General features: G+C 63.7%; 21 protein-coding genes. 12 read left to right on the top strand and 9 right to left on the bottom strand.

What is annotated here, in order from left to right; all coding sequences use genetic code 11:
* Nucleotides 1–196 precede the first annotated feature (196 nt).
* Nucleotides 197–1,072, top strand: coding sequence for an isocitrate lyase/PEP mutase family protein (locus ABFC66_RS07275; protein WP_346740284.1), 876 nt, complete (start codon nucleotides 197–199; stop codon nucleotides 1,070–1,072).
* Nucleotides 1,072–1,500 (top strand): PaaI family thioesterase, encoded by a 429-nt coding sequence (locus tag ABFC66_RS07280; protein ID WP_346740285.1) that lies wholly within the window; start codon nucleotides 1,072–1,074, stop codon nucleotides 1,498–1,500. Before ABFC66_RS07275 ends, ABFC66_RS07280 begins: the two co-directional genes overlap by 1 nt.
* A gap of 122 nt (nucleotides 1,501–1,622) precedes the next feature.
* On the opposite strand, the gene ABFC66_RS07285 is transcribed toward ABFC66_RS07280, so the two are convergent.
* Nucleotides 1,623–2,390, bottom strand: coding sequence for a transporter substrate-binding domain-containing protein (locus ABFC66_RS07285; RefSeq protein ID WP_346740286.1), 768 nt, complete (start codon nucleotides 2,388–2,390; stop codon nucleotides 1,623–1,625).
* A gap of 256 nt (nucleotides 2,391–2,646) precedes the next feature.
* Between ABFC66_RS07285 and ileS the strand changes: the two genes are divergently transcribed.
* The 7 genes from ileS (at nucleotide 2,647) to mutL (ending at nucleotide 12,947) form a co-directional block, all read left to right on the top strand.
* A complete protein-coding gene (gene ileS / locus ABFC66_RS07290; RefSeq protein WP_346740287.1) occupies nucleotides 2,647–5,526 on the top strand; it encodes an isoleucine--tRNA ligase in 2,880 nt (959 codons plus the stop codon).
* Between the two features lie 3 nt (nucleotides 5,527–5,529).
* On the top strand, nucleotides 5,530–6,075 hold the full coding sequence (gene lspA / locus ABFC66_RS07295; protein ID WP_346740288.1) for a signal peptidase II: 546 nt from the start codon (nucleotides 5,530–5,532) through the stop codon (nucleotides 6,073–6,075).
* Nucleotides 6,076–6,176: 101 nt separating this feature from the next.
* On the top strand, nucleotides 6,177–6,728 hold the full coding sequence (locus ABFC66_RS07300; protein WP_346740289.1) for a DUF3035 domain-containing protein: 552 nt from the start codon (nucleotides 6,177–6,179) through the stop codon (nucleotides 6,726–6,728).
* A gap of 86 nt (nucleotides 6,729–6,814) precedes the next feature.
* Nucleotides 6,815–8,254, top strand: a complete 1,440-nt coding sequence (locus tag ABFC66_RS07305; protein WP_346740290.1) for a pitrilysin family protein — start codon at nucleotides 6,815–6,817, stop codon at nucleotides 8,252–8,254.
* Entirely contained in the window at nucleotides 8,251–9,651 is a 1,401-nt protein-coding gene (locus ABFC66_RS07310) for a pitrilysin family protein (RefSeq protein ID WP_346740291.1), read from the top strand. The genes ABFC66_RS07305 and ABFC66_RS07310 overlap by 4 nt, the downstream gene beginning before the upstream one ends.
* A gap of 139 nt (nucleotides 9,652–9,790) precedes the next feature.
* A complete protein-coding gene (locus ABFC66_RS07315) occupies nucleotides 9,791–11,122 on the top strand; it encodes a glucose-6-phosphate isomerase (RefSeq protein WP_346740292.1) in 1,332 nt (443 codons plus the stop codon).
* Nucleotides 11,123–11,126: 4 nt separating this feature from the next.
* Nucleotides 11,127–12,947 carry a DNA mismatch repair endonuclease MutL gene (gene mutL, locus ABFC66_RS07320; protein WP_346740293.1) on the top strand — a complete coding sequence of 607 codons (1,821 nt, stop codon included), beginning with the start codon at nucleotides 11,127–11,129 and terminating at the stop codon, nucleotides 12,945–12,947.
* 4 nt (nucleotides 12,948–12,951) lie between these two features.
* Here mutL and ABFC66_RS07325 read toward each other — a convergent pair whose 3' ends face one another.
* Entirely contained in the window at nucleotides 12,952–13,674 is a 723-nt protein-coding gene (locus tag ABFC66_RS07325) for a pyrimidine 5'-nucleotidase (RefSeq protein WP_346740294.1), read from the bottom strand.
* Nucleotides 13,675–13,812: 138 nt separating this feature from the next.
* On the opposite strand from ABFC66_RS07325, the gene ABFC66_RS07330 reads away from it, so the two are divergent.
* Nucleotides 13,813–15,078, top strand: a complete 1,266-nt coding sequence (locus ABFC66_RS07330; RefSeq protein ID WP_346740295.1) for a DUF2336 domain-containing protein — start codon at nucleotides 13,813–13,815, stop codon at nucleotides 15,076–15,078.
* A gap of 4 nt (nucleotides 15,079–15,082) precedes the next feature.
* Here ABFC66_RS07330 and ABFC66_RS07335 read toward each other — a convergent pair whose 3' ends face one another.
* The 7 genes from ABFC66_RS07335 to rpmH form a co-directional block, all read right to left on the bottom strand.
* The gene (locus ABFC66_RS07335) at nucleotides 15,083–15,421 is read right to left on the bottom strand and encodes a hypothetical protein (RefSeq protein ID WP_346740296.1); all 339 of its coding nucleotides are present in this window, start codon (nucleotides 15,419–15,421) and stop codon (nucleotides 15,083–15,085) included.
* Nucleotides 15,422–15,561: 140 nt separating this feature from the next.
* Nucleotides 15,562–16,581: a DUF1036 domain-containing protein gene (locus tag ABFC66_RS07340; protein WP_346740297.1), complete on the bottom strand. Its 1,020-nt coding sequence runs from the start codon at nucleotides 16,579–16,581 to the stop codon at nucleotides 15,562–15,564.
* A 47-nt stretch (nucleotides 16,582–16,628) separates the two neighbouring features.
* On the bottom strand, nucleotides 16,629–17,561 hold the full coding sequence (argB, locus tag ABFC66_RS07345; protein WP_346740298.1) for an acetylglutamate kinase: 933 nt from the start codon (nucleotides 17,559–17,561) through the stop codon (nucleotides 16,629–16,631).
* Between the two features lie 19 nt (nucleotides 17,562–17,580).
* On the bottom strand, nucleotides 17,581–18,333 hold the full coding sequence (yihA, locus tag ABFC66_RS07350; protein WP_346740299.1) for a ribosome biogenesis GTP-binding protein YihA/YsxC: 753 nt from the start codon (nucleotides 18,331–18,333) through the stop codon (nucleotides 17,581–17,583).
* A gap of 4 nt (nucleotides 18,334–18,337) precedes the next feature.
* Entirely contained in the window at nucleotides 18,338–20,158 is a 1,821-nt protein-coding gene (gene yidC / locus ABFC66_RS07355; protein WP_346740300.1) for a membrane protein insertase YidC, read from the bottom strand.
* Nucleotides 20,151–20,594: a ribonuclease P protein component gene (gene rnpA, locus ABFC66_RS07360; protein WP_346740301.1), complete on the bottom strand. Its 444-nt coding sequence runs from the start codon at nucleotides 20,592–20,594 to the stop codon at nucleotides 20,151–20,153. Before rnpA ends, yidC begins: the two co-directional genes overlap by 8 nt.
* A gap of 69 nt (nucleotides 20,595–20,663) precedes the next feature.
* A complete protein-coding gene (rpmH, locus tag ABFC66_RS07365; protein ID WP_346740302.1) occupies nucleotides 20,664–20,798 on the bottom strand; it encodes a 50S ribosomal protein L34 in 135 nt (44 codons plus the stop codon).
* Nucleotides 20,799–21,102: 304 nt separating this feature from the next.
* Here rpmH and ABFC66_RS07370 point away from each other — a divergent pair, with 304 nt between their 5' ends.
* The gene (locus ABFC66_RS07370) at nucleotides 21,103–21,831 is read left to right on the top strand and encodes a VTT domain-containing protein (protein ID WP_346740303.1); all 729 of its coding nucleotides are present in this window, start codon (nucleotides 21,103–21,105) and stop codon (nucleotides 21,829–21,831) included.
* Nucleotides 21,832–21,859: 28 nt separating this feature from the next.
* Nucleotides 21,860–23,284: an FAD-dependent oxidoreductase gene (locus ABFC66_RS07375; protein WP_346740304.1), complete on the top strand. Its 1,425-nt coding sequence runs from the start codon at nucleotides 21,860–21,862 to the stop codon at nucleotides 23,282–23,284.
* Nucleotides 23,285–23,323 lie beyond the last annotated feature (39 nt).

A 23,323-nucleotide genomic window follows, 5' to 3' on the forward strand; every position in this document is an offset into this window, starting at 1 on the left:
GTTTTTCGTCATGGCCCGGCTTGGCCGGGCCATCCACGTCTTTCTACCGAGGTGCCGTGAAGACGTGGATGCCCCGCCTGAAGCGGGGCATGACGGGCGAAGGCGGGAAGCGGGGCATGCGTGACGCGAGGTAATCCGTCGAGCCCATGACAAGCCGCTCCATTTTTGCCATGGTCCCCGCCCGGAGGAACCCAGCATGACCCAGACCAAATCTCTCGCCACGCTTCTCGCCGAACCCGGCATCATCGTCGCGCCCGGCGCCTATGACGCGCTGTCGGCCAAGGTCGCCGCGCAGGCAGGCAGCCCCGCGGTTTACATGACGGGCTTCGGCGTCGCCGGTTCCACGCTCGGCCTGCCCGATATTGGCCTCATGTCCGCCACCGAAATGGCCGACCGCGTTCGCGCCATTGCCGACGCGGCGATGCCTGCGCCCCTCATTGCCGATGGCGACAATGGTCATGGCGGCCCGCTCAATGCCGCGCGGCTGACGCGGCTTTACGAGGCGGCGGGCGCGCAATGCATCCAGCTTGAGGATCAGGTCTTCCCCAAGCGCTGCGGCCATATGGAAGGCAAGGAAGTCGTTTCGACCGAAGACGCGGCGCAGAAGATCCGCGCCGTCGCCGAAGCGCGCAACTCGAAGGACTTCAAGATCATGGCGCGCACCGATGCCCGCGCGACGCATGATCTCGACGAGGCGCTGCGGCGCGGCGAAGCCTTCCTCAAGGCGGGCGCGGACATTCTCTTCATCGAGGCGCCGCGCGACATGGCCGAGCTTGAACGCGTTACCACGACGTTCAAGGGCGTGCCGCTGCTCGCCAACATGGTCGAGGACGGCAAGACGCCCTATCTCTCGACGAAGGTTCTGGAAGAACTCGGCTTCAAGATCGCCATCTTCCCGGTGGCAAGCCTTCTCGCCGTGACGAAACGCCTGCAGGACGTCTATGCGACGCTTCTCAAGGGCGAGGGTCTGCCCGCGGACGATACCCGCGTCACCTTCCAGCGTTACAACGAGATCGTCGGCTTGCCGGAAATGCTTGCCAGCGCCGCGCGCATCGCAGCCGAGGGGAAGTAATGCCGAGCTGGTCGAACATCCTGAAGCGCATCGCGGCGGGCGAGGTCGAAAAGGCTCCGCCGCATGTGACGGCGCTCAATCTCTATGCGGGTAAGCTCACCGTGATCGAGCCCGGCCGCATCCGCTACGACTGGCCCGTCGATCAGCAATACATGAACCCGGTCGCGATCTTCGGCGGCTATCTCGCAACGCTCGCCGACCAGACCTGCTCCTTCGCGCTGATGACCATGCTGAAGGACGACCAGAATTTCACCACCAGCGATTTGCAGATGCATTTCTTCCGCCCCGTGACGGAAGGCATTCTCGCCTGTGAAGGCCATGTGGTGAATGTCTCGAAGACGCAGGCCTATGTGGAAGCGACTTTCACCAATGCCGACGGCAAGATCGCGCTGAAGGCGAGGGCGGTGGAGCGCATCATTCCGGCTTGAGGACTCTCGTCTCGTCATGGCCCGGCTTGTCCGGGCCATCCACGTCTTTCGTCAAGGCGTGTGGCACAGACGTGGATGGCCCGCATGAAGCGGGCCATGACGGTTGGGTTGGTGACAGGCTTTCACTCCACCCACTTCCTCCACGCCCGCGCAAACTCGCCCGAACGCTTCGCCTCCGCGATCCATGAATCGACGGCGCGTTTCAATTCCTCATCCTTCGGCATGAGGTAAGCCTTCTCCGCATGGTCGAAGGGACGGTCGGGATGCACGGCGCAAAGCGTCGGGTGGAGCTTCGACTGCACCCGCGTTTCCACGGCGTCGGTAATCATCAGGTCCGCGCGGCCCGCCACGATCTCGTCGAAGATCGTGCTGTTGTCCTTGTGGAGGATCACCGTCGCGCGATGGATATGGGCGCGGGCGAATTTCTCGTTGGTCCCGCCCGGATTGACGACGAGGCGGATGCCGGGGCGGTCGATCTGTTTGAGCGTCTGGAACCGCTCCACCAGCGAGCAGCGGGTGATCGGCGTTTTCCCGTCGCTGAGGACCGGCGCCGAAAAGAGCCCGATCTTCGCCCGCGCGGGCGTCACCGAGACCCCGCCCATGGCGATGTCGAACTTGCTGGCCTCGAGGTCCGCCGAAAGCGTCGGCCAGCTCGTCTTGACGAAGCGGGGCTTGAGCCCCAGCGAAGCCGCCAGCGAACGCCCGAGATCGACGTCGAGCCCCGAAAATTCGGCCCCCTCAAAGGCCGAAAAGGGCCTGTAATCCCCGGTGAGCCCGATCCGAAGCTCGCCTGCCGCCCGGATGGCGTCGAGCCGGGCCCCCGCACCCGCCGGAAGGGGGAGCGCGAGCGCCATCAGCCCCAGGAAAAGCGCCAGAACCCGAAAACCCATGACCCGTTCCTCCAAATCGATCCTGCCCGGAGCCTAACCCACTGCCCCGAGCCGGGGATAAATGCCCTTTACTGGACTGTTAGGGGGCCTGCTGCTAGAAAGCGCCCCATGAAAATGCGTCATTTGAGCCGTTTTGCCATAGGGCCCGCGCGAATTAGCGGCCCGGCCTGCCGCTGAGGGTCCCAAGGGCCCCGATCCAGCGCTTCGGGCCGGGACGAGAACCCATGACGCAAACCCCGAACTGCTCGAGACCCTGATGGCCAGCGACAGCAAGACCGATAACGAAACGCCCGCCCGCGATTACCGCGAGACGATCTTCCTTCCCGAAACGCCCTTCCCGATGAAGGCAGGCCTTCCGCAGCGCGAGCCCGAATGGCTCGCCCGCTGGGAGAAGATGGACCTTTACGGCCGCCTGCGCCTCGAAGCCAAGGGCCGAGAGCCCTTCATCCTTCATGACGGCCCGCCCTATGCGAACGGCAACATCCATATCGGCCATGCGCTCAACAAGACGCTGAAGGACATCGTCGTCCGCTCGCAGCAGATGATGGGCAAGGACGCCAATTACGTTCCCGGCTGGGATTGCCACGGTCTCCCGATCGAATGGCAGATCGAGGAAAAGTACCGCGCCAAGGGCAAGAACAAGGATGAGGTTCCCTCGTCCGAGTTCCGCCGCGAATGCCGTGACTTCGCCGCGGGCTGGATCGAAATCCAGAAGGCTGAGTTCAAGCGCCTCGGCATCACCGGCGACTGGGACAATCCCTACACCACCATGGCCTTCGGCGCGGAAGCGAAGATCGTCGAGGAATTCCTGAAATTCGCCCGCGAAGGCGGCGGCCTCTATCGCGGCTCGAAGCCGGTCATGTGGTCCATCGTCGAAAAGACGGCGCTCGCCGAAGCCGAAGTCGAATATCACGACCATGTGTCGCGCACGATCTTCGTGAAGTTCCCGGTCCGCAAGGGTCCGGCGGAGCTCGACGGCGCCTGCGTCGTCATCTGGACCACCACGCCCTGGACCATTCCGGGCAACCGCGCCATCGCTTTCTCGAAGACCATCGGATACGGCCTCTATCGCATCGAAGCCGTGGACGAGGGCAGCCTTTCGCAGGTTGGCGATCTTCTGGTGCTGGCCGATGGTCTTGCCGATGAAGTGTTCAAGGCGGCGAAGGTTTCCGCATGGGAACGCAAGCAGGCCGTCGATCCTTCGACGATTGCGACCACCGCGCACCCCTTCGCCGGTCAGGGCTATGAGTTCGACGTGCCGCTGCTCGCGGGCGATTTCGTCACCGACGAGACGGGTACCGGCTTCGTCCATATCGCGCCCGGCCACGGTCAGGACGACTACGAGCTCTGGATGTCGAGCTTCGGCCAGAAGGGCATTCCCGACACGGTGAATGCCGAAGGCGTCTATTACGATCATGTGCCGCTCTTCGCGGGCAAGTTCGTGCTGACCCGTCAGGGCAAGGAAGGAACGGCCAACGCCGCCGTCATCGAGGAATTGCAGAAGGCGGGCAGGCTGCTCTCGCAGGGCAAGCTCACCCATTCCTATCCGCATTCATGGCGCTCCAAGGCGCCGCTCATCTTCCGCAACACGCCGCAATGGTTCATCTCCATGGAGACGAACAACCTGCGGGAAATCGCGCTCGCTGAAATCGACAAGACGCGCTTCGTGCCTGCCGCGGGCCGCAACCGCATCTATTCGATGGTCGAAGGCCGCCCCGACTGGGTCGTCTCCCGCCAGCGCGCCTGGGGCGTGCCGCTGACGCTGTTCGTCGGCAAGAACGACGGCGCGATCCTGCGCGACGAGGCGGTCAATAATCGCATCGTCGAGGCTGTGAAGGCCGAAGGCGCCGATGCCTGGTTCGACAAGCCCGCGAGCTATTTCCTCGGTGAGGCCTACAACCCCGACGATTTCGAGAAGGTCACGGACATTCTCGACGTCTGGTTCGATTCAGGCTGCACGCATGCCTTCGTGCTCGAAGATCGCGCGGATCTGCGCTCGCCCGCCGATCTCTATCTCGAAGGTTCGGACCAGCATCGCGGCTGGTTCCATTCCTCGCTGCTGGAAAGCTGCGGCACGCGCGGCCATGCGCCCTACAAGCAGGTTCTGACTCACGGCTTCACGCTGGACGAGCAGGGCCGCAAGATGTCGAAGTCGCTCGGCAACACCATCGTGCCGCAGAAGATCGTCGAGCAGAACGGCGCCGACATTCTGCGCCTCTGGGTTGCCTCCACCGACTACTGGGAAGACCAGCGCATCGGGCCGGAAATCATCAAGTCGAACGTCGAGGCCTATCGCAAGCTGCGCAACACCTTCCGCTACATGCTGGGCAGCCTCACCGGCTTCAGCGATGCGGAGCGCGTGCCGCTTGCGGACATGCCGGAACTCGAACGCGCGATCCTGCATCGCCTGTTCGAACTCGATGAGCTGGTTCGCAAGGCCTACAATGACTACGACTTCAAGCGCGTCTTCCATGCGGTGTCGAACTTCATGACGGTCGATCTCTCGGCCTTCTATTTCGACATCCGCAAGGACGCGCTCTATTGCGACGCGCTGTCGTCGACGCGCCGCCGCGCCTGCCGCACCGTGCTCGACCACCTCTTCATGTCGCTGACGGCATGGCTCGCGCCGATCCTCTGCTTCACCACGGAAGAGGCATGGCTGACGCGCTTCCCGTCGGAAGACGGCACGGTTCATACGCGCCTCTTCCCGGATCTGCCGGCCGAATGGCGCAATGATGCGCTGGCCGAGAAGTGGCGCAAGGTCCGCGAGCTTCGCCGCGTCGTTACCGGCGCACTGGAAGTCGAACGCCGCGAGAAGCGCATCGGCGCCAGCCTCGAAGCCGCGCCCGATGTCTATGTCACGAATGCCGAACTGCTCGCGGCCATGGAAGGTCTCGATCTCGCCGAAATCGCGATCACCTCTCAGGCCCGGCTCATCGACGGAGAAGGCCCCGCCGATGCGTTCAGGCTGGAGGATGTGCCGGGGGTCGCCGTCGTGCCGCAGCTCGCGCAGGGCAAGAAATGCGCGCGCTCATGGAAAATCCTTCCCGAAGTGGGCTCCGTGCCGGGTTTTCCGGACCTGACCCCGCGCGACGCCGCTGCCGTTCAGGAATTCGACGCCCGCCGAAAAGGATAAGCCATGGCGCTCTCCATTGCCGGAAGGCCGGTCTGGGGCCCCCTTTCGGGGCTCGGGTCCCTTGTCGCCGTCCTGGGCTTTGCGTCCGACCGTCTCCATAAGTGGTGGATGCTCGATGTCTTCGAGATCGCCGGTCGGGGCCGCTATCAGGTGACCTCGTTCTTCGACCTCGTCATGGCCTGGAACAAGGGCGTGAGTTACGGCCTCTTTCAGGCGGAAACGACAATCGGTCGCATCGCCCTCATTCTGTTCGCCCTCTTCGTCGTTGGCGGGCTTGGATTATGGTTAGCGAAAGCGCAGTTGAAGATAAGTGCGGTGGCCATCGGCCTCGTCATCGGCGGTGCGCTCGGCAATGTTCTGGACCGCTTCGTCTATGGCGCCGTGGCAGACTTTTTTAGTTTTCACGCCTTCGGCTTTTACTGGTATATCTTCAACGTTGCGGATATCTGGATCGTGATGGGCGTCGGCCTGATCCTGCTGGAATCCGTGCTTCCGGGTGTGTTCGGACCGGTTAACTCCGAACAGAGTGACCAGGGCGAGGCGCGCTAGGACGAGCGTGCCTGAGACGCCCGGTAGGGCTAGCGGCACTGGGCCCAAAGCTGAAGGACATGACGGTAATGCTGAAGAGCAGGCGGATTTTTAGCCTGGGTATGCTTGGCGCCCTGTCTCTGGCGCTTGCTGGTTGCGGCGGCGGCGGCATCAAGGATGCGCTCGGCTATTCCAAGGATGCGCCGGATGAGTTCGCGGTCGTCACCAAGGCGCCGCTCGTCATCCCGCCGGAATTCTCGCTCCGTCCCCCGCAGCCCGGCGCGCCGAGGCCGCAGGAAGCGAATTTGCAGCCGTCGGCCCGCGCACAGGCCGCGCTGACCGGTCAGGAAGGCGGAGCCGTATCGGGCGACGCAAGCTCGGGCGAGCAGTCCCTGCTGGCCCAGACGGGCGCTGCGGATGCCGATCCCAATATTCGCGCGGTCGTGAACAACGAAACGCGCACGCTGGTCGAAAAGGACGCGAAGCTCACCGACGACATTCTCTTCTGGCAGCAGCGCACGCCGCCGGATGAGCGTCTGGTCGATGCGGCGGCCGAAAAGAAGCGCGTCGAGCAGAACGAAGCACAAGGCAAGCCGGTTACCGAAGGCGAAACGCCCTCCAGGGCCCCGGAGAAGCCGGGTTTCTTCAGCGGCCTCTGGTCGTCGATCTTCTGATCGATCCATCATAAAGAAGTTGAACGAAGGCTCGCCTCCAAAGGCGAGCCTTCTCCGTCCCGCCCCTCCGGCCGTGGAGCGAGTGCTTGCTTCTTTCCCGTGAACTGCGCCTCCGGCATCTGACCGCCTCGGCCATTCTGGCCGTTCTCGTCGCTTCCGGTGCGAACGCCGCACCGCAGACGACGCTTTCGCCGCAGCCCGCGGCGGTTGCTCAGTCTGCGAAACCGGGCGCCGATCCGCGTCCTGTCGCGCCAAATCCGCAAGCGCCGGAAATGTTCCGCCTTTCCAACGGCATGGATGTACTCGTCATCCCGGATCACCGCGCGCCGGTCGTCACCCACATGGTCTGGTACCGGGTCGGCGCCGCCGACGAGACGCCGGGCAAGACAGGCCTCGCGCATTTCCTCGAACATCTGATGTTCAAGGGGACGGAGAAGATCGCGCCCGGCGAGTTCTCCAAGACGGTCGCCCGCAATGGCGGGCAGGACAACGCCTTCACCAATTACGACTTCACGGCCTATTACCAGGCGATCGCGAAGGACCGCCTTCCGCTCGTGATGGGGATGGAGGCGGACCGCATGACGGGCCTGCGCCTCACCGACAAGGAAGTCTTGCCCGAGCGCGATGTCATCATCGAAGAGCTTCGCATGCGCATCGAGAATGAGCCGGTGGCGCTGCTGCAATCCGCGATGAACGCGAAGCTCTACGGCAGGCACCCCTATGGCCGCGACGTGATCGGCGAGAAGGCGGAAGTCGAGAAGCTTTCGACCGCCGATGCGCTCGATTTCTATCGCCGCTTCTATACGCCGAACAACGCCATCCTGATCGTCGCGGGCGACATCACCGGCGCCGAGCTGAAGCCGCTGGCCGAGAAATATTACGGCCACATCGGCGATCGTGCTCCGACCTATGTTCCCAAACGCCCGGCCGTCCAGTGGCCGCAGTCGCCCGAGCGTGTCACGCTGCGCGATCCGCGCGTACAGGAGCCCACCTGGTTGCGCTTCTATCCCGCGCCTTCGCAGGCCCAGGCCGGCCCTCGCGCGGCAGCCGCGCTCGACGTTCTCGCTGAAATTCTCGGCGGCGGTACCACGAGCCGCCTCTATCAGGCGCTCGTCGTCCGCGACAAGGTCGCGACCGCGGTCCAGTCCTGGTACGACGGCGGCAATCTCGATGCGGGCGATTTCGGCGTTTATGCGCTGCCGCGCCTCGGCGGAAACCTTGCCGATTCCGAAAAGGCGATTGCGGCCGAGATCGCACGTCTTCTGAAGGACGGGGTCTCCGCGGAGGAACTCGACCGGGCAAAGACGCAGCTTGTCGCGAGCGACATCTATGCCCGCGATACGCAGCAGACGCTCGCATATACCTATGGCAGCGCGTTGATGACGGGCGTTTCCGCCCGCGAGGTCTTCGAGTGGCCCGACTTCATCCGCGCGGTCACCGCCGAGGATGTGCTCGCCGCCGCGCACGGAATTTTCGACAAGGCAAACACGGTCACGGGCGAACTTCTGCCGGAGGAAAAGAAATGATGCGCCGGCGTCTTCTCTCTTTCTGTGCCGCGTTTGCGGCTTTCGTCCTTGTCGCCGCGCCTGCGGAAGCGATGAAGATCGAGCGCGTGGTGAGTCCCGGCGGCATCGAGGCGTGGCTCGTCGAGGAAACGGCGGTGCCGGTCATCGTCATGAATGTTTCCTGGGAGGGCGGTTCCGCCAGCGATCCCAGGGGCAAGGAAGGGCTCGCCAATCTGGCCTCCGGTCTCTTCGATGAAGGCGCGGGCGATCTCGATTCTGAAACGTTCCAGAAGAAGCTTGCGGCCACCGGCGCGGTCATGAGTTTTTCCGAGGATCGGGATTATTTCGAGGCGAGCTTCAAGACACTCGCGGATAAGCGTGACGATGCTTTCGCGCTGTTCGGGCTGGCGGTTACAAAACCTCGCTTCGACCCGGAAGCGGTGGAGCGCATCCGCGCCCAGATCGCCAGCATCATTGCGCGGAACATGGAAGAACCCGGCTGGATCGCCGCGCAGGGCTGGTACAAGGCGGCCTTTGGCAACCACCCCTATGCGCGTCCGAGCGACGGTACGCTGAAGTCGCTTGCCGGGCTTACCCAGGCAGACCTTCACGCCTTCAAGCGCAACGTGCTCGCGCGCGACAACATGAAGATTGCGGTCGTCGGCCCGATCACGCCCGCAGAGCTTGCGGCGCTGCTCGACAAGACCTTCGGCGCGCTGCCGGCGCATGCGCAACTGCCGAAGGTCTCGGAAGTGAAGGTGGCGGCGAAGGACAGGATTGTCGTCGAGAAGCGGCCCTTCCCGCAAAGCGTCGTGATCTTCGGACGACAGGGCCTGAAGCGCGCCGATCCGGATTTCGTGCCTGCCTTCATCATGAATTATGTGCTTGGCGGCGGCAGCTTTTCCTCGCGGCTGATGGAAGAGGTGCGCGAGAAGAGGGGCCTCGCCTATTCGGTATCGAGCTATCTCGCGCCACTCCGCCACGGCGCGCTGATGATGGGTGAACTCGGCACCAAGAACGCGAGCGTCGGTCTTTCGCTATCGCTGATCCGCAAGGAGCTTGCGCGTATGGCGGCTGGCGGCGTCACCGACAAGGAACTTGCCGACGCCAAGACCTATCTGACGGGTTCCTATCCGCTGCGCTTCAATTCCAACGGCAAGATCGCGAACGAGCTCATCGGCATCCAGACCGAAAATCTCGGCATCGATTATGTGGATCGCCGCAACGCCATGATCGAAGCCGTGACGAAGGAGGACATCGCCCGCGTCGCGAAGAGACTCCTGGCCGGCGGCGGCCTCATCGTCTCGATCGTTGGCGAACCCAACATGTCGGAAAAGCTCCCCGAGGGGACGAAGCTCCGTCCCATGCCCGAGCCCACGGGGCGGCCGACCGAAGGGGTGCCCGGCGCCTCGCAGTAGTGCAGTCTGCCTCGAAATGGTCATGATCGCTGTTGATGCTGCTTACCAAGGGTTATTGTTAAATCAGTAAACCCGAGGGAGCGCCCGGACCGATTCTCGGTTGAACCGGGCCATCTGCTGCGGAACCAAAGAGCGAGCCATGTCTCAGACGAGCCTGCCTTACGAACAGAATGTCGATGCCTGCTTCGAGGAAAAGATCGGTGCGGGCGGTCTTTCCCCCGCAGCCTATGCCGGTGCATTGAGAGAGGCCGAAGGCGCGCTTGCCTGGTTGCGCGAGTCCTACCGCGACAGTTCGCTTGCGCTGCTGCATCTGCCCGAGCGCAAGCACGACCTCGAGCCCTTGCGCGCCGCGGCGGCAAAGCTTCTCGACAATACGACCGATCTCTTCGTACTCGGCACGGGCGGCTCATCGCTCGGCGGGCAGGCGCTTGCCCAGCTGACGAGCTGGGGCACGCAGGGCCATGTGCAGAAGAGCCCGCGAATCTTCTTCCTCGACAATCTCGATGCCCAGACCATGCAGGCCGCGATCTCGTCCTGCGATCTCAGGACGACGCGCTTCCTCGTCGTCTCGAAGTCGGGCGGAACGGTCGAGACCTCGATCCAGACGCTGGCCGCGATGACCGCCATCGAAAAAGCGGGCGGCGGAAAATACATGAAGCATCATTTCGTGGTGCTGACCGAGCCCGCGCAGCACGGCAAGGCCAATCCACTACGCGCGCTTGCCGAGAAATACGGCTTCGCGACGCTGGAGCACGACACCGGAGTCGGCGGCCGCTATTCGGTGCTGACCAATGTGGGCCTGCTTCCGGCGCATATTCTCGGCCTTGATGTCGAAGCCGTGCGCGCCGGCGCGGGCGAAGTGCTGGCGCCGATTCTCGCCGGCAAGCCCGCAGCCGAAGTGGCGCCCGCCGTGGGCGCCGCCCTGTCGCTGGCGTTGCAGCGCGAGAAAGGCGCGAACCTTTCGGTCTTCATGGCCTATGCCGACCGGCTGGAACGCTTCCTTGCCTGGCACGCGCAGCTTTGGGCGGAGAGCCTCGGCAAGAGCGGCCACGGCACCACGCCCGTACGCGCCATCGGACCGGTCGATCAGCACAGCCAGTTGCAGCTCTATCTCGGCGGACCGAAGGACAAGATGTATTCGGTTTTCCTGACCGAAACGGCGGGCGAGGGGTTGGAGGTCGCGGAAAGCTTTGCGGATGAACCTGCTTTCGCGTCGCTCGCGGGCCACCACATCGGCGATCTCGTCGATGCCGAGGCGCGCGCCACGGTCGATACGCTGATCCGCAACGGTCGCCCGGTCCGCACCTTCAAGCTCGGGACGCTTTGCGAACGCACGCTCGGCGCGCTGCTCATGCATTTCATGCTTGAGACGATCATCGCCGGAAAGATGCTCGGCATCGATCCCTTCGATCAGCCGGCCGTCGAGGAAGGCAAGATCCTCGCCAAGAAATATCTGGCGGAGATGAAATAGTTCCATGGGCGTCATTCACCGTCTCAGCGAGGGAACGATCAACCGCATCGCCGCAGGCGAAGTGGTGGAGCGGCCTGCGAGCGCGGTGAAGGAGCTCGTGGAAAATGCTCTCGACGCGGGCGCGCGCCATATCGACATCGTCATCTCCGGCGGCGGGCGCGAGCTCATCCGCATCACGGATGATGGTTGCGGCATGTCGGCAGAGGATCTCGCACTTGCCATCGAGCGCCATGCGACATCGAAACTGCGCATGGACGAGACGGGGCGCGAGGATCTTCTCGACATCGCGACGCTCGGCTTTCGCGGCGAGGCACTTCCCTCGATCGGCGCGGTGGCGCGTCTGTCGATCCTCGCCCGCGTCGCGGGCAGCGACACCGCGCATCGCGTGACCGTCGAAGGCGGGCATGTGTCGTCGGTGGAGCCCGCCGCCGGACCCGTCGGCACGCGCATCGAAGTGCGCGATCTTTTCTTCGCCACGCCCGCGCGCTTGAAGTTTCTCAAGGGCGAGCGTGCGGAAGCGCTTGCCGTCACGGAAATCGTGAAGCGCCTCGCCATGGCGCATCCGGAAGTTGCCTTCTCGCTCACGAGCGAAACACGCAACATTCTTCGCCTCGAAGCCGAGATGCCGGGCGAGGTGGGGCGGCTCGGCCGTCTCGGCGCGATCATGGGACGCGATTTCGCGGAGAACGCGCTTGCCATCAATGCCATGCGCGACGGTATCGCGCTTTCGGGCTTTGCCGGCTTGCCGACCTATAATCGCGGCACGGCCCAGATGCAGTTTCTCTTCGTCAATGGCCGCCCGGTGCGCGACAAGCTCGTCATCGGCGCGGTGCGCGGCGCCTATGCCGACTATCTTGCACGCGACCGTCATCCGGCGGTTGCGCTCTTCGTCGATCTCGATCCGCGCGAGGTCGATGTGAACGTGCATCCGGCGAAATCCGAAGTGCGCTTCCGTGACGCGGCGCTGGTGCGCGGCCTCATCGTCGGTGCGCTCCGCCATGCGCTGCACGAGGCGGGGCATCGCGCTTCGACGACAGTCGCCGACGCCGCGTTAGGCGCGCTGCGGCCTGTTGCGCAGCCTGTCTTTTCGGGCGGCGGATTTACACGCAGCTATGCGCCGATGCAGACGCCGGGCGTCGCCGAAACCGCGCCGGGCTGGCAGGGTGCCTTTGCCGATCTCGGTGGGCAGGCCGCCCGTGTCGTCATGGAGGCGGCAACCGATGCGCCGTCTCCTTCTGCCGAGAACCTGCCGCTCGGCGTTGCGCGCGGTCAGCTTCACGAGACCTACATTGTTGCGCAGACGGCGGATGGCATCGTCATCGTGGACCAGCATGCCGCGCATGAACGCCTTGTCTATGAACGCATGAAAAAGGCGATGGCGGAACGCGGCGTCGCGCGGCAGATGTTGCTGATCCCCGAAGTCGTCGAACTCGACGAAGCGGAAGCAGAGCGCCTCGTCGCACGCGCGGGCGAACTTTCCGAACTCGGCTTCGTGCTCGAAGGCTTCGGTCCGGGCGCGGTCGCCGTGCGTGAGGTGCCGGCGATCTTCGGCAAGCTCGATGTCGCGGGCCTCGTGCGCGATCTCGCCGACGATCTGTCGGAGATGGATGAAGCCCTGTCGCTCAAGGAAAGGCTCGAAGACGTTTGCGGCACCATCGCCTGTCACGGTTCCGTGCGCTCCGGCCGCCGGCTCACAGCCGAGGAAATGAATGCGCTCCTGCGCGAGATGGAAGTGACGCCCCATTCCGGCCAGTGCAATCATGGCCGCCCGACCTATGTCGAACTGAAGCTCACCGATATCGAAAGATTGTTCGGTCGGCGCTGAGCGCCTAGCGGATCAGGTCTTCCAGAAACGTTCTGAGATCGTCCGTCGCGTGATGCACATGCGCCGCCTCGCCGCCTTCATGCGAAAGCCGCTGATAGCGTTCCGTTCCGCCTTCGACCGTGGGGCGGACCCAGACCGTCTTCATGCCGAGGTCATGCGGGATTTCGAGGTTGCGCGGAATGTCCTCGAACATGGCAGCGCGCTCCGGCGCAATGCCGCTTTCCAGCACGAAGCGCTCATAGGCCTCGCGCATCGGCTTCGGCTTGTAGCCGGTCGAGACGATGTCGTAGATGCCGTCGAACACATGCGCGATGCCGAGCTGGCCCACCACGTTCCTCGCATGCGTCATCGAACCATTGGTGAAAATGATCTTCCGCCCCGGAAGGCTTGCAATGGCGCGGCCGAGCGCGTCGTCGGGGGCGACGACGCTCACATCGATGTCGTGGACATGGGCGAGGAAGCGCCCGGGTTCGATCCCGTGGACGGCCATGAGGCCGGCGAGTGTCGTCCCGTGCTCGACATAGAAATCCTTCTGCACCCGCTTCGCTTCCACCGCGTCGACATCGAGCGCCTGCATGATGAATTCGCACATCTTCACGTCGATCTGCGCGAAGAGATCGCATTCCGGCGGATAAAGCGTGTTGTCGAGGTCGAAGACCCAATGCTCCACATGCGCGAAATCGGCAGCGCGATGCATGGGGCGGACTGGCTTGGTTGACGAATTCATGAGGCTCGGCCCGGAAGGGATCGGAAGCAGCCCATATGTGGCGCGTCGGCCAGCTTCTGACAAGTTGATTCAAGGTGAGGGTAATTCTTAACGGCCCTTTAATGACCCGCCGGGAGAATCGCCACATTGGAGAGCCCGATGCCGCTGACGCGCCTGAAGCAGATTTTCTCCCGCCGCAAACTCCCCCGGGACTTGCGCTACGAAGACGCGCGCCTGGCCCTCGAGAGCCGGTCCCTGGAGATCAAGCGCGAGCTTGCCGCCCGAACGGACGCGCCGCCCGAGACGCTCTACTATCTCGCGGGTGATGATGACGCCTCCATCCGCACCCTTGTCGCGGCCAATCCGGCGACGCCCATTCAGGCCGACGAACTTCTTCAGATCGATGCCGACGGCGAGGTGCGCTCTGAGCTTGCGCGCAAGATCGGCCGCATCGTTCCCGACATGGACGAGGGTGAACGCCGCCAGGTGCGCGACCGCATGCTGGTGCTGCTCGAAAAGCTCGCGCAGGATGAGCTTGCCCGCGTCCGCCGCATCGTCGCGGAGGAAATCAAGTCCTGTCCGCATATCCCGAAGCGCATAGCGCTCCGCCTCGCCCGCGATGCGGAAGTCATGGTCTGCGGGCCGGTGCTCGAATATTCGCCGCTCCTTTCCGATGAGGATCTCGTCGAGATCGTGGCGACGACGCGGGTTCACGGCGCGCTGGAAGCCATCGCGCGGCGCCGCAATGTGAGCGCCGGCGTTGCCGATGCCATCGTCGCCACGCTCGACATTCCGGCGGTGGCGCAGCTTCTCGCCAATCCGCGCGCCGATATCCGCGAGGAGACGCTCGACAAGGTGATCCGCGAGGCGGCGACCATCGAGGCGTGGCACCTGCCGCTGGTCATGCGGCCATCGCTCTCGCTTCGCGCAATCCGCCGTATCGCCGTTTTCGTCTCCCGCGCGCTGGTGGATGAAATCGGCCGTCATCATCATCTCGATGCGGAAACGCAGACCTGGCTCAAGGCGCGCGCGCAGTCGCGCATCGAGGAACGGCCGGTCGAGGATGCGACGCCGGACGCGGCAGCCGCCGCGATCAGGAAGGCCTTTGCGGCGGGAAGTCTCGGCGACGATCAGATCACCAAGGCGGCTTCCTTGAAACAGAAGGGCGCGGTGGCGCTCGCTCTGTCGCTTCTCTGCGCTGCGCCGGAAGAAGCCATTCTGCGGGCGATCGAGGTCAAGAGCGGCAAGGGCATTGCGGCGATCTGCTGGCGCGCGGGCCTTGCCATGCGCACGGCGCTCGCGGTGCAGATCTTCGTTGCCAATGTTCCGGTGGATACGCGCGTTCTTCCGCGCGGCGGCGTCGACTACCCGATGGATGAGGGCGAGATGCTGTGGCATCTGCGCTATCTCGGCGTGTTTGGATAGCCCTTCAGGGCATGCAGAAAAGCTCTTCCCACGGCCCTTCGCCTGCCTTGCAGGTGAAGGAACTGCCGTCTGTGCATTCCCAGACCTGCATATGTATGGTCTTCATATAGGTGCATGTCCGCTTGATAGTGCCGATGGATGAGTACTCGTTTTCTATCTTGTTCTGGACAGTGTTGTATTCGTGAGCGAGGTGGCTGGTCTTTCCCGCCGTAACGACGGGAAGCTCACTCGCCAGGATCATCGGTGCCGTATCGCTATCCGATCCGGTATGCAGCGCCTTTGCCAGAGATTGCAGCGCTTCGACGGAATTCACCGTGACCTCGGTGCCGATGAAAAGGGTCAAAGGAAATTTCGGCGTATCCGCCATAGTCGACCTCGCCTAAAATGATCCACATCAGGAAAAATCAATCCGAATGCGGATAGTTTATATCCGGACATTATTGTATTTCAAGTAAGGGCGTTATGATTTGCGGATAATCGAGGTTATTTGAGCGTCACTGCGAAGAGCGGCTTGCCGCCCGTCTCGACCCGCATGAAGCGTTTCTCGTCGAAGCCGCGCGCCGCACAGGCTTCGCGTCCCTTGATCTCGAAGCGCGTGGACTTGGTGCAGAAGCTGTCGCGCCCGAGCCAGACGAGCGGTCGTCCATTCAGCCGGGCCGTCTGCCCTTGGCCGTCGGATGCTTCCGCATAGATGAAATAGCGCGACTGCGTGAGCCGCCCCTTGATCGCCTTGGCGCATTGGTGCGGCTCGACGCGGATCCAGCCGCTGGACATGTCGTCGTCCGCGCCGCTGAGGCCGACGGCGGCCCAGATGAGGTAGTCGGTCTTGTTGCAGATATCGAGGCCCATGCGCTTCTGTTCGTCCTCGGCGCCGGCAATAAGCTGCGTAATGAGCGTATCGTCGATCACGCCATTGGGCTCGCGCCCTCCGGAGCGCTGAAAGGCCATGACCGAGCGTATCGTCGCCTTGGCGGCGATGCCGTCGATCTTCGTAATGCGAAAGCCATTGTCGCGGAGCAGGCGTTGAGCGCCCGCGATGCGCGCCTCATCCGGCGAATATTTGCGCGGCTCGCCGAAGCTCGTCGTCCAGTCGCCGCCGGCTTTGGTGTCGACGCGGATGAAGTCGTTCGACTCATAGCCCCGGAGCGCACAGCTCTCGCGGCCCGTGATCAGGAAATCTTTCGCCAGGGTGCAGAAATGTTCGCTGCCCGAGAAATATCTCGTCGGTCCCTGATGGGCGTCGATGGAACGCGCGAAGACGGAATAATTTGCATCGGCGATGGGGCCGGTAAGGGCGCTCGCGCAGTCGCCGGGAAGAATGCGTACCCAGCCTTGTGAATGCGACTCCGAATGTGAATCGGGCGCTGCGGCCTTGCTCTGAACGCCGATTGCGCCTTGCAGCACATAGCTCGTCGCGTTGCAGAGCTTGTAATCGGCGCGGGCGGGGGAGGGGAGAAGGATCAGCGTGAAAAGAAGAAAGCAGAGGCCGAGAAGAAATCTCACCTCCCCGCTGAAGGGAGGTGAGAGAAGGGCCCATTGCCGCCTTTGGCTCAAGCCGAGGCTTTCTTCGTGATCAGCGTGCCGGCGCCATGCTCGGTAAAGAGTTCGAGCAGGACGGAATGGCGCACGCGGCCGTCGATGATGACGACCGCCTCGACGCCGCCCTCGACCGCGTCGATGCAGGTTTCGATCTTGGGGATCATGCCGCCCGAGATCGTACCGTCCTTGATGAGGGCTTTGGCTTCATCGACGGTCAGTTCCTCGATGAGGTTGCCCTGCTTGTCGAGTACGCCGCGCACATCGGTGAGGAGGAGGAGGCGCGTTGCGCCCATCGCGCCTGCGATGGCGCCCGCCGCCGTGTCGGCGTTGATGTTGTAGGTGTCGCCATTCGGCGCGACGCCGACCGGCGCGATCACGGGAATGATGTCGGAGGCGATGATCGTCTTCAGGATTTCCGGATTGATCTTCGCCGGTTCGCCGACGAAACCGAGATCGAGGATCTTTTCGATATTCGATTCCGGATCGTGGATCTTCTGCTCGACCTTCTTCGCGACGATGAGGTTGCCGTCCTTGCCGCAGAGGCCGACGGCCTGACCGCCCGCGCGGTTGAGCAGCGAGACGAGGTTCTTGTTGATGGAGCCCGCAAGCACCATCTCGACGACCTCGACGGTTGCCTTGTCGGTGATGCGAAGCCCGCCGGAGAACTCGCTCTTGATGCCGAGGCGGTTCAGCATGGCGCCGATCTGCGGCCCGCCACCGTGAACGACGATGGGGTCGATGCCGGATTGCTTCAGGAGAACGATATCGCGCGCGAATTCCAGCCCGAGCGCTTCGTCGCCCATGGCGTGGCCGCCATATTTCACGACGATGGTGCGCTTGTCGTATTGCTGCATATAGGGCAGCGCTTCGGAGAGCACGTTGGCCCGTTCCAGATCCCGCGCCTCTTCGGCCGGGTTATCTCCGTGGTGGTGGTCCGACGACATGAAGCGCGCGCTCCCCGCTTTATTGTTCCCGCGCTTTATAGCCGATGGCTTGCGGATCGGCCAATCCGGCAATTTCGGCCCGCAGTTCGGCAATGCCCTCGCCCTTGACCGACGAGGTGGCGATGACGGTCGGATGGGCGGCGACGTGGCGGCGGACGCCCTCGCGCACCTCGTCGAGCCGGGGGCCGACCTCGCTCGGCTTCAGCTTGTCGATCTTGGTGAGGACCACCTGATAGGAGACGGCGGCGGTGTCCAGCAGCTTCATCGTCTCGTGGTCGTTCTCCTTCAGCCCGTGGCGGGCGTCGATGAGGACGATCACGCGGCGGAGCGACGTGCGCCCGCGCAGGTAATCCATGACGAGCCGCGTCCAGGCGGCCACGGTCGCCTTCGTCTCCCGCGCATAGCCATAGCCCGGCAGGTCGACAAGTATGAGCGCCGGATTGCCGGGCTGCCCCAGCGAAAAGAAATTGAGCTGCTGCGTGCGGCCCGGCGTGTTCGAGGTGCGCGCCAGGGTCGAGCGGCCCGTCAGCGCGTTGACGAGGCTCGACTTGCCGACATTGGACCGCCCCGCGAAGGCGATTTCGGGGGCGCCCATCGGGGGGAGCCCGTCGAGATCGACCACGCCGCGCATGAATTCGCAGGGCTGGGCGAAGAGCCAGCGGCCCGCTTCAGTGTCGCCGGCGATCAGGCCCTTGCCTTCAAGGCTCGCCTTGTCCGGTGCTGATTTTTCCGGTTCCGGGCTTTCCGGTTTGTTCGGCCCTTTGCCGGTCATGGCGTCACGACTTTCCGCTATCCGCGCCACGACGCGCGAAGAGCTTGTCGAAGCCGAGATTGCTGAAGATTTCGATCTTCACGCCCTGGCGGCGCATGATGACGCCCTGCTGCAAAGCCGACAGCGTGTTGTTCCAGGCCCAGTAGATCACGAGGCCGGCCGGGAAGCTCGCCAGCATGAAGGTGAAGATCACCGGCATCCAGGTGAATATCTGCTGCTGCACGGGGTCGGCAGGGGCGGGGTTCATGCGCTGGGTCACGAACATGGTGAAGCCCATGATGAGCGGCCATGCGCCGATCAGAAGGAAGGCGGGCGGCGCCCAGGGAATGAGGCCGAAAAGGTTGAAGAGCGTCGTCGGGTCCGGCGCCGAGAGATCGTGGATCCAGCCGAAGAACGGCGCGTGCCGCATTTCGATGGTGACGAAGAGAACCTTGTAGAGCGAGAAGAAGACGGGAATCTGAATCACCATCGGCAGACAGCCGGCGATCGGGTTCACCTTTTCCTTCTTGTAGAGCTCCATGATCTCCTGCTGCTGGCGCATCTTGTCCTCGGCATGGACCTCCTTGATGCGCTCCATCTCGGGCTGGAGCTTCTTCATCTTCGACATCGACTCATAGGAGCGATTGGCGAGCGGGAAGAAGGCGGCCTTGATGAGCACGGTGACGATCAGGATCGCGATGCCGAAATTGCCGGTGGCGCGCGCGATGAGATCGATCGCCTTGAAGACCGGCTGCGTCAGGAACCAGAACCAGCCCCAGTCGATCAGCAGGTTGAAGCGGTAGATGCCCTGGTCCTTGTACCGGTCGATGACCTTGGACACCTTGGCGCCGGCGAAGAGGCGGTTGTTGACCGTTGCGCTCGAATTGGGCGCGATGGTGAGCGCCTCATAGCGGAAGTCGGCCTGGAAACGCTCATGCTGCGGGTCGGCATTGGCGCCGGCTTCCGCGCTGAAATTCGCGACGAAGGGGCGGCCCGCCTGTGGGATGAGGGCGGCAGCCCAATATTTATCGGTAATGCCAAGCCAGCCTTCGGTGTCGGAGACCGTCTGCGGGCCGTCCTTCACCGCGGAGGCGTATTTGATCGCCGTCTCGCCATTGTCCTTGAACTCGCCGATGAAGCCTTCATGCAGGATGTAGAAGGGTTTGCCCGCCGGCTGGCCCGTGCGCGAAACGAGGCCATAAGGATAGAGCGAGACAGGGGCGCCGGACTTGTTCTCGACGCTGTCGGCGATCGTGAAGAGGAAATTCTCGTCGAGCGAGATCGTGCGGTGGAAGACGAGGCCCTCGCCATTGTTCCAGGCGAGCGTCACCGGCGTCTTGGGCGTCAGCGTGGAGCCGGCCTCGACCGTCCAGAGCGTATCGCTGGTGGGAAGCTTCACGGTCGCGCCGGGGGCGGCGACGTAGCCGAATTCGGCGAAATAGGGCTTGTCGGTGCGGGCAGGCGAAAGGAGCGCGATTTCCGGGCTCGTCTTCTCGACCGTCTCGCGATAGTCGCGCAGGTGAAGATCGTCGATCCGTGCGCCCTTGAGCGAGATCGAGCCGTCGACGCGATCGGAGGCGATCTCGACGCGGGGGCTCAGCTTGAGGGCTTCATCGAGGGAAAGGCTCGCTGCCGTGATGGTCGCCGTGCTCGAGGGAACGGAAGCCGCACCACCCTGAACGGCGGGCGCCGTCGCATCGCTTGCGGGCGCGGCCGTGGTCGCCGCCGTCTGAGCCTGCTTCGCCTTCTCCGCCTCCATGCGCGGCGTCACCACGAAATGCTGCCAGCCCACGAAGACCAGCACCGACAGCAGGATGGCGATGATGAAGTTGCGGTTGTCACCCATGAGACGTGTCTTCCTTGCCCCCGGAGCTCGGATGGCCCTCGGTCGTTCGTTGGGAGGGACGGCCGCGCGCGGGGCGCTGCGACCCGTGAGGTTTCGCCCCGTGAACTTTCGTCACGGCGGCGCGCAAATCGTCGAGGAGGTCGGGCCATGCCCGTGTCAGCGTGCTCGCGCGGCCGACCAGCACGTAGTCGTAGCCCTGTTTTGCGGCAAGCGGAAGGATTTCGCTGGCGGCAGCCTTGAGGCGCCGCCTTGCGCGATTGCGGACGACAGCGCCGCCCACTTTCTTTGTAACGGTGAAGCCCACCCGGGGTTCGTCTTCATCGGCGCGTTCGCGCGCCTGCAGGACGAGACTCGTAGCCGCCCATTTGCGACCTCCCGCTGCGGCGAGAAAGTCGCGCCGCTTCCGCAATCTGGCGATGTCGGTGCGGCGGGTCATGTGGCTGTCCGAGGGCCTATGAGCGCGGGCCCGTTCGCGCGGTATGTCCGCGCAGGAAGGATAGCCGGATCAGGCCGACAGCCGCTTGCGACCACGGGCACGGCGGGCGGCGAGAACCTTGCGGCCACCCTTCGTCGCCATGCGCGCACGGAAACCGTGGCGGTGCTTGCGGACGAGTTCGCTCGGTTGATAGGTCCGTTTCACGTCTCTTCTCCGGCGGATCTGCGCGAGTTTTGCCCCGTGTGGGACTACCCGGCCGGCACTCCATGGGTGCCAAGAATACAAAGGCCGTCGGCGTTGCCGCCTGACGGCTGTCTGGCGGGGTGTATAGTCGATAAATCCGCTCGAAGTCAATGAAGGACGGGAGATCCTCACCGCGTCTGAACTCCGGTCACAATCGGGTGAGGCGAGGCCCTTGCCCGATTTCCTAGCCTGAAATTCGCGTATGGTCTGAAACGGGGAAAATGAGGGGTATGTTCCTCATTCGTTCTGACCGGAGGGCTCTTTCATGTCCATGGACCAATCGAAGCCTGGGGCTGCGCGGCGTTCTTCGATCCGCAGGCTCCTGCCGCTGGCGATTCTGGCGCTGGGCTTCGGTCTGTTTTTCGCGCTGGGCCTTCACCGCTATGTGACGCTGGACACGCTGCGCGACAACCGGCAGGCGCTTTCCCAATGGGTCGAGGCGAACCGGTTCTGGGCCATTATCGTCTATATGGGCCTTTATGCGCTGATGGTGGCCTTCTCGCTGCCGGGCGGGCTGGTCGCGACGCTCACCGGCGGCTTTCTCTTCGGGACGGTCCTTGGCGGCGCGGCGACCGTCGTCGCGGCGACGGCGGGGGCAGCGGTTCTCTTCATCGTGGCGAAATCGGCGCTGGGCGATCTATTGCGGGCAAAGGCAGGTTCTGCCGTCGCACGCATGGAGGAAGGCTTTCGCGCCAACGCTTTCAGCTATCTCCTTTTCCTGCGTCTCGTGCCGGCCTTTCCCTTCTGGCTGGTCAATCTGGCGCCCGCCTTTCTCGGCGTGCGCCTGTCGACCTTTGTGGCTGCGACATTCATCGGCATCATTCCGGGCACATTCGTTTTCGCGAGTCTCGGCGCAGGCCTCGGCGCGGTCTTCGAGCGTGGCGAGCAACCGAACCTCGGTTTGATCTTCGAGCCGCGCGTCATCCTGCCTATATTGGCGCTCGCGTTGCTCTCCCTCGTCCCGGCGCTTTATCGCCACTTTCGGAAGCACTGAAGGCCAACACGGAACGGACCAGTCGGACATGGCGAAGAAGATCAAGGCCGATATATGCGTCATCGGCGCAGGCTCGGGCGGACTGTCCGTCGCTGCCGGCGCGGCGCAGATGGGCGCGCGGACCGTTCTGATCGAGCGGGGAGAGATGGGCGGCGATTGCCTGAACACGGGCTGTGTGCCGTCCAAGGCGCTGATCGCCGCCGCGCGTCGCGCCTATGTGATGGGCGACAGCGAAGCTTTCGGCATCGCGCCGGTCACGCCGCAGATCGATTTTGCCAAGGTCAACGCGCATGTGAAGGGCGTCATCGCCGCTATCGCGCCGAATGATTCCGTCGCCCGTTTCGAAGGGCTCGGCGTCACCGTCATCAAGGACCATGCGCGTTTCAAGGATGGGCGCACAGTCGTTGCGGGCGACACGGAAATCCATGCGCGGCGTTTCGTGATCGCAACCGGCTCTCATCCCGCCATTCCGCCGATCCCCGGCCTCGGCACGGTGCCCTTTCTCACCAATGAAACGATCTTCGAGCAGATGGAGCGCCCGGATCATCTGATCGTCATCGGCGGCGGCCCCATCGGCATGGAGATGGCGCAGGCGCATCGCCGCCTCGGCTGCAAGGTGACGGTGATCGAAGCCGCAAAGGTGCTGGCGAAGGACGATCCGGAACTCACCGCGCTCATCGTCGACCGGCTCATCATGGAAGGCGTCGAGATTCTCGAAGGCGCGAAAGTGGCGGAGGTGAGCGGCGCGGCAGGCCGTATTTCGGTCAGGATCGACGAAGCGGGCGGGCCGCGCGTCATCGAAGGCTCGCATCTGCTCGTTGCGACGGGGCGCAAGCCATCCATCGACGGGCTCGATCTCGACAAGGCGGGCATCCTGGCGGACGCGCATGGCATCGAGGTCGATGATCGGCTCCGCACCGCGAACAGGCGCGTCTTCGCCATCGGCGACGTCATCGGCGGAATGCAGTTCACCCATGTCGCGAATTATCATGCAGGCATCGTGATCCGGAATGCGCTGTTCCGTCTGCCCGCCAAGGTGGATTACGGCTCCATTCCCTATGTCACCTATACCGATCCCGAGCTTGCCCATGTCGGCGAAACCGAGGCCGAAGCGCGCGCGCGCCATATGAAGATCAATGTGCTGCGCTGGCATCTCGCCGAGAATGATCGCGCGCAGGCGACACGCGAGACCGACGGCCTCATCAAGGTCATTACCGATATGCATGGCCGGGTGCTCGGCTGCACCATCGTCGCCCCCCATGCGGGCGAATTGATCATGCCCTGGGTGCTGGCCAAGTCGCAGGCGCTGAAGCTGTCGGCCATGGCGGGCATCGTCGCCCCCTATCCGACACTTTCGGAAATATCCAAACGCGCCGCGTCTTCCTATTACACGCCGACGCTTTTCAGCGCGAAGACCAGGGCAATCGTCCGCTTCCTTGGCCTTTTCGGCTGAGGCATCCCAAGAGCGCGGTTATCGGCTAAGATCGCGCTT

Source organism: Parvibaculum sp. (genome assembly GCF_039680535.1).
In the GTDB taxonomy this organism is placed as follows: domain Bacteria; phylum Pseudomonadota; class Alphaproteobacteria; order Parvibaculales; family Parvibaculaceae; genus Parvibaculum.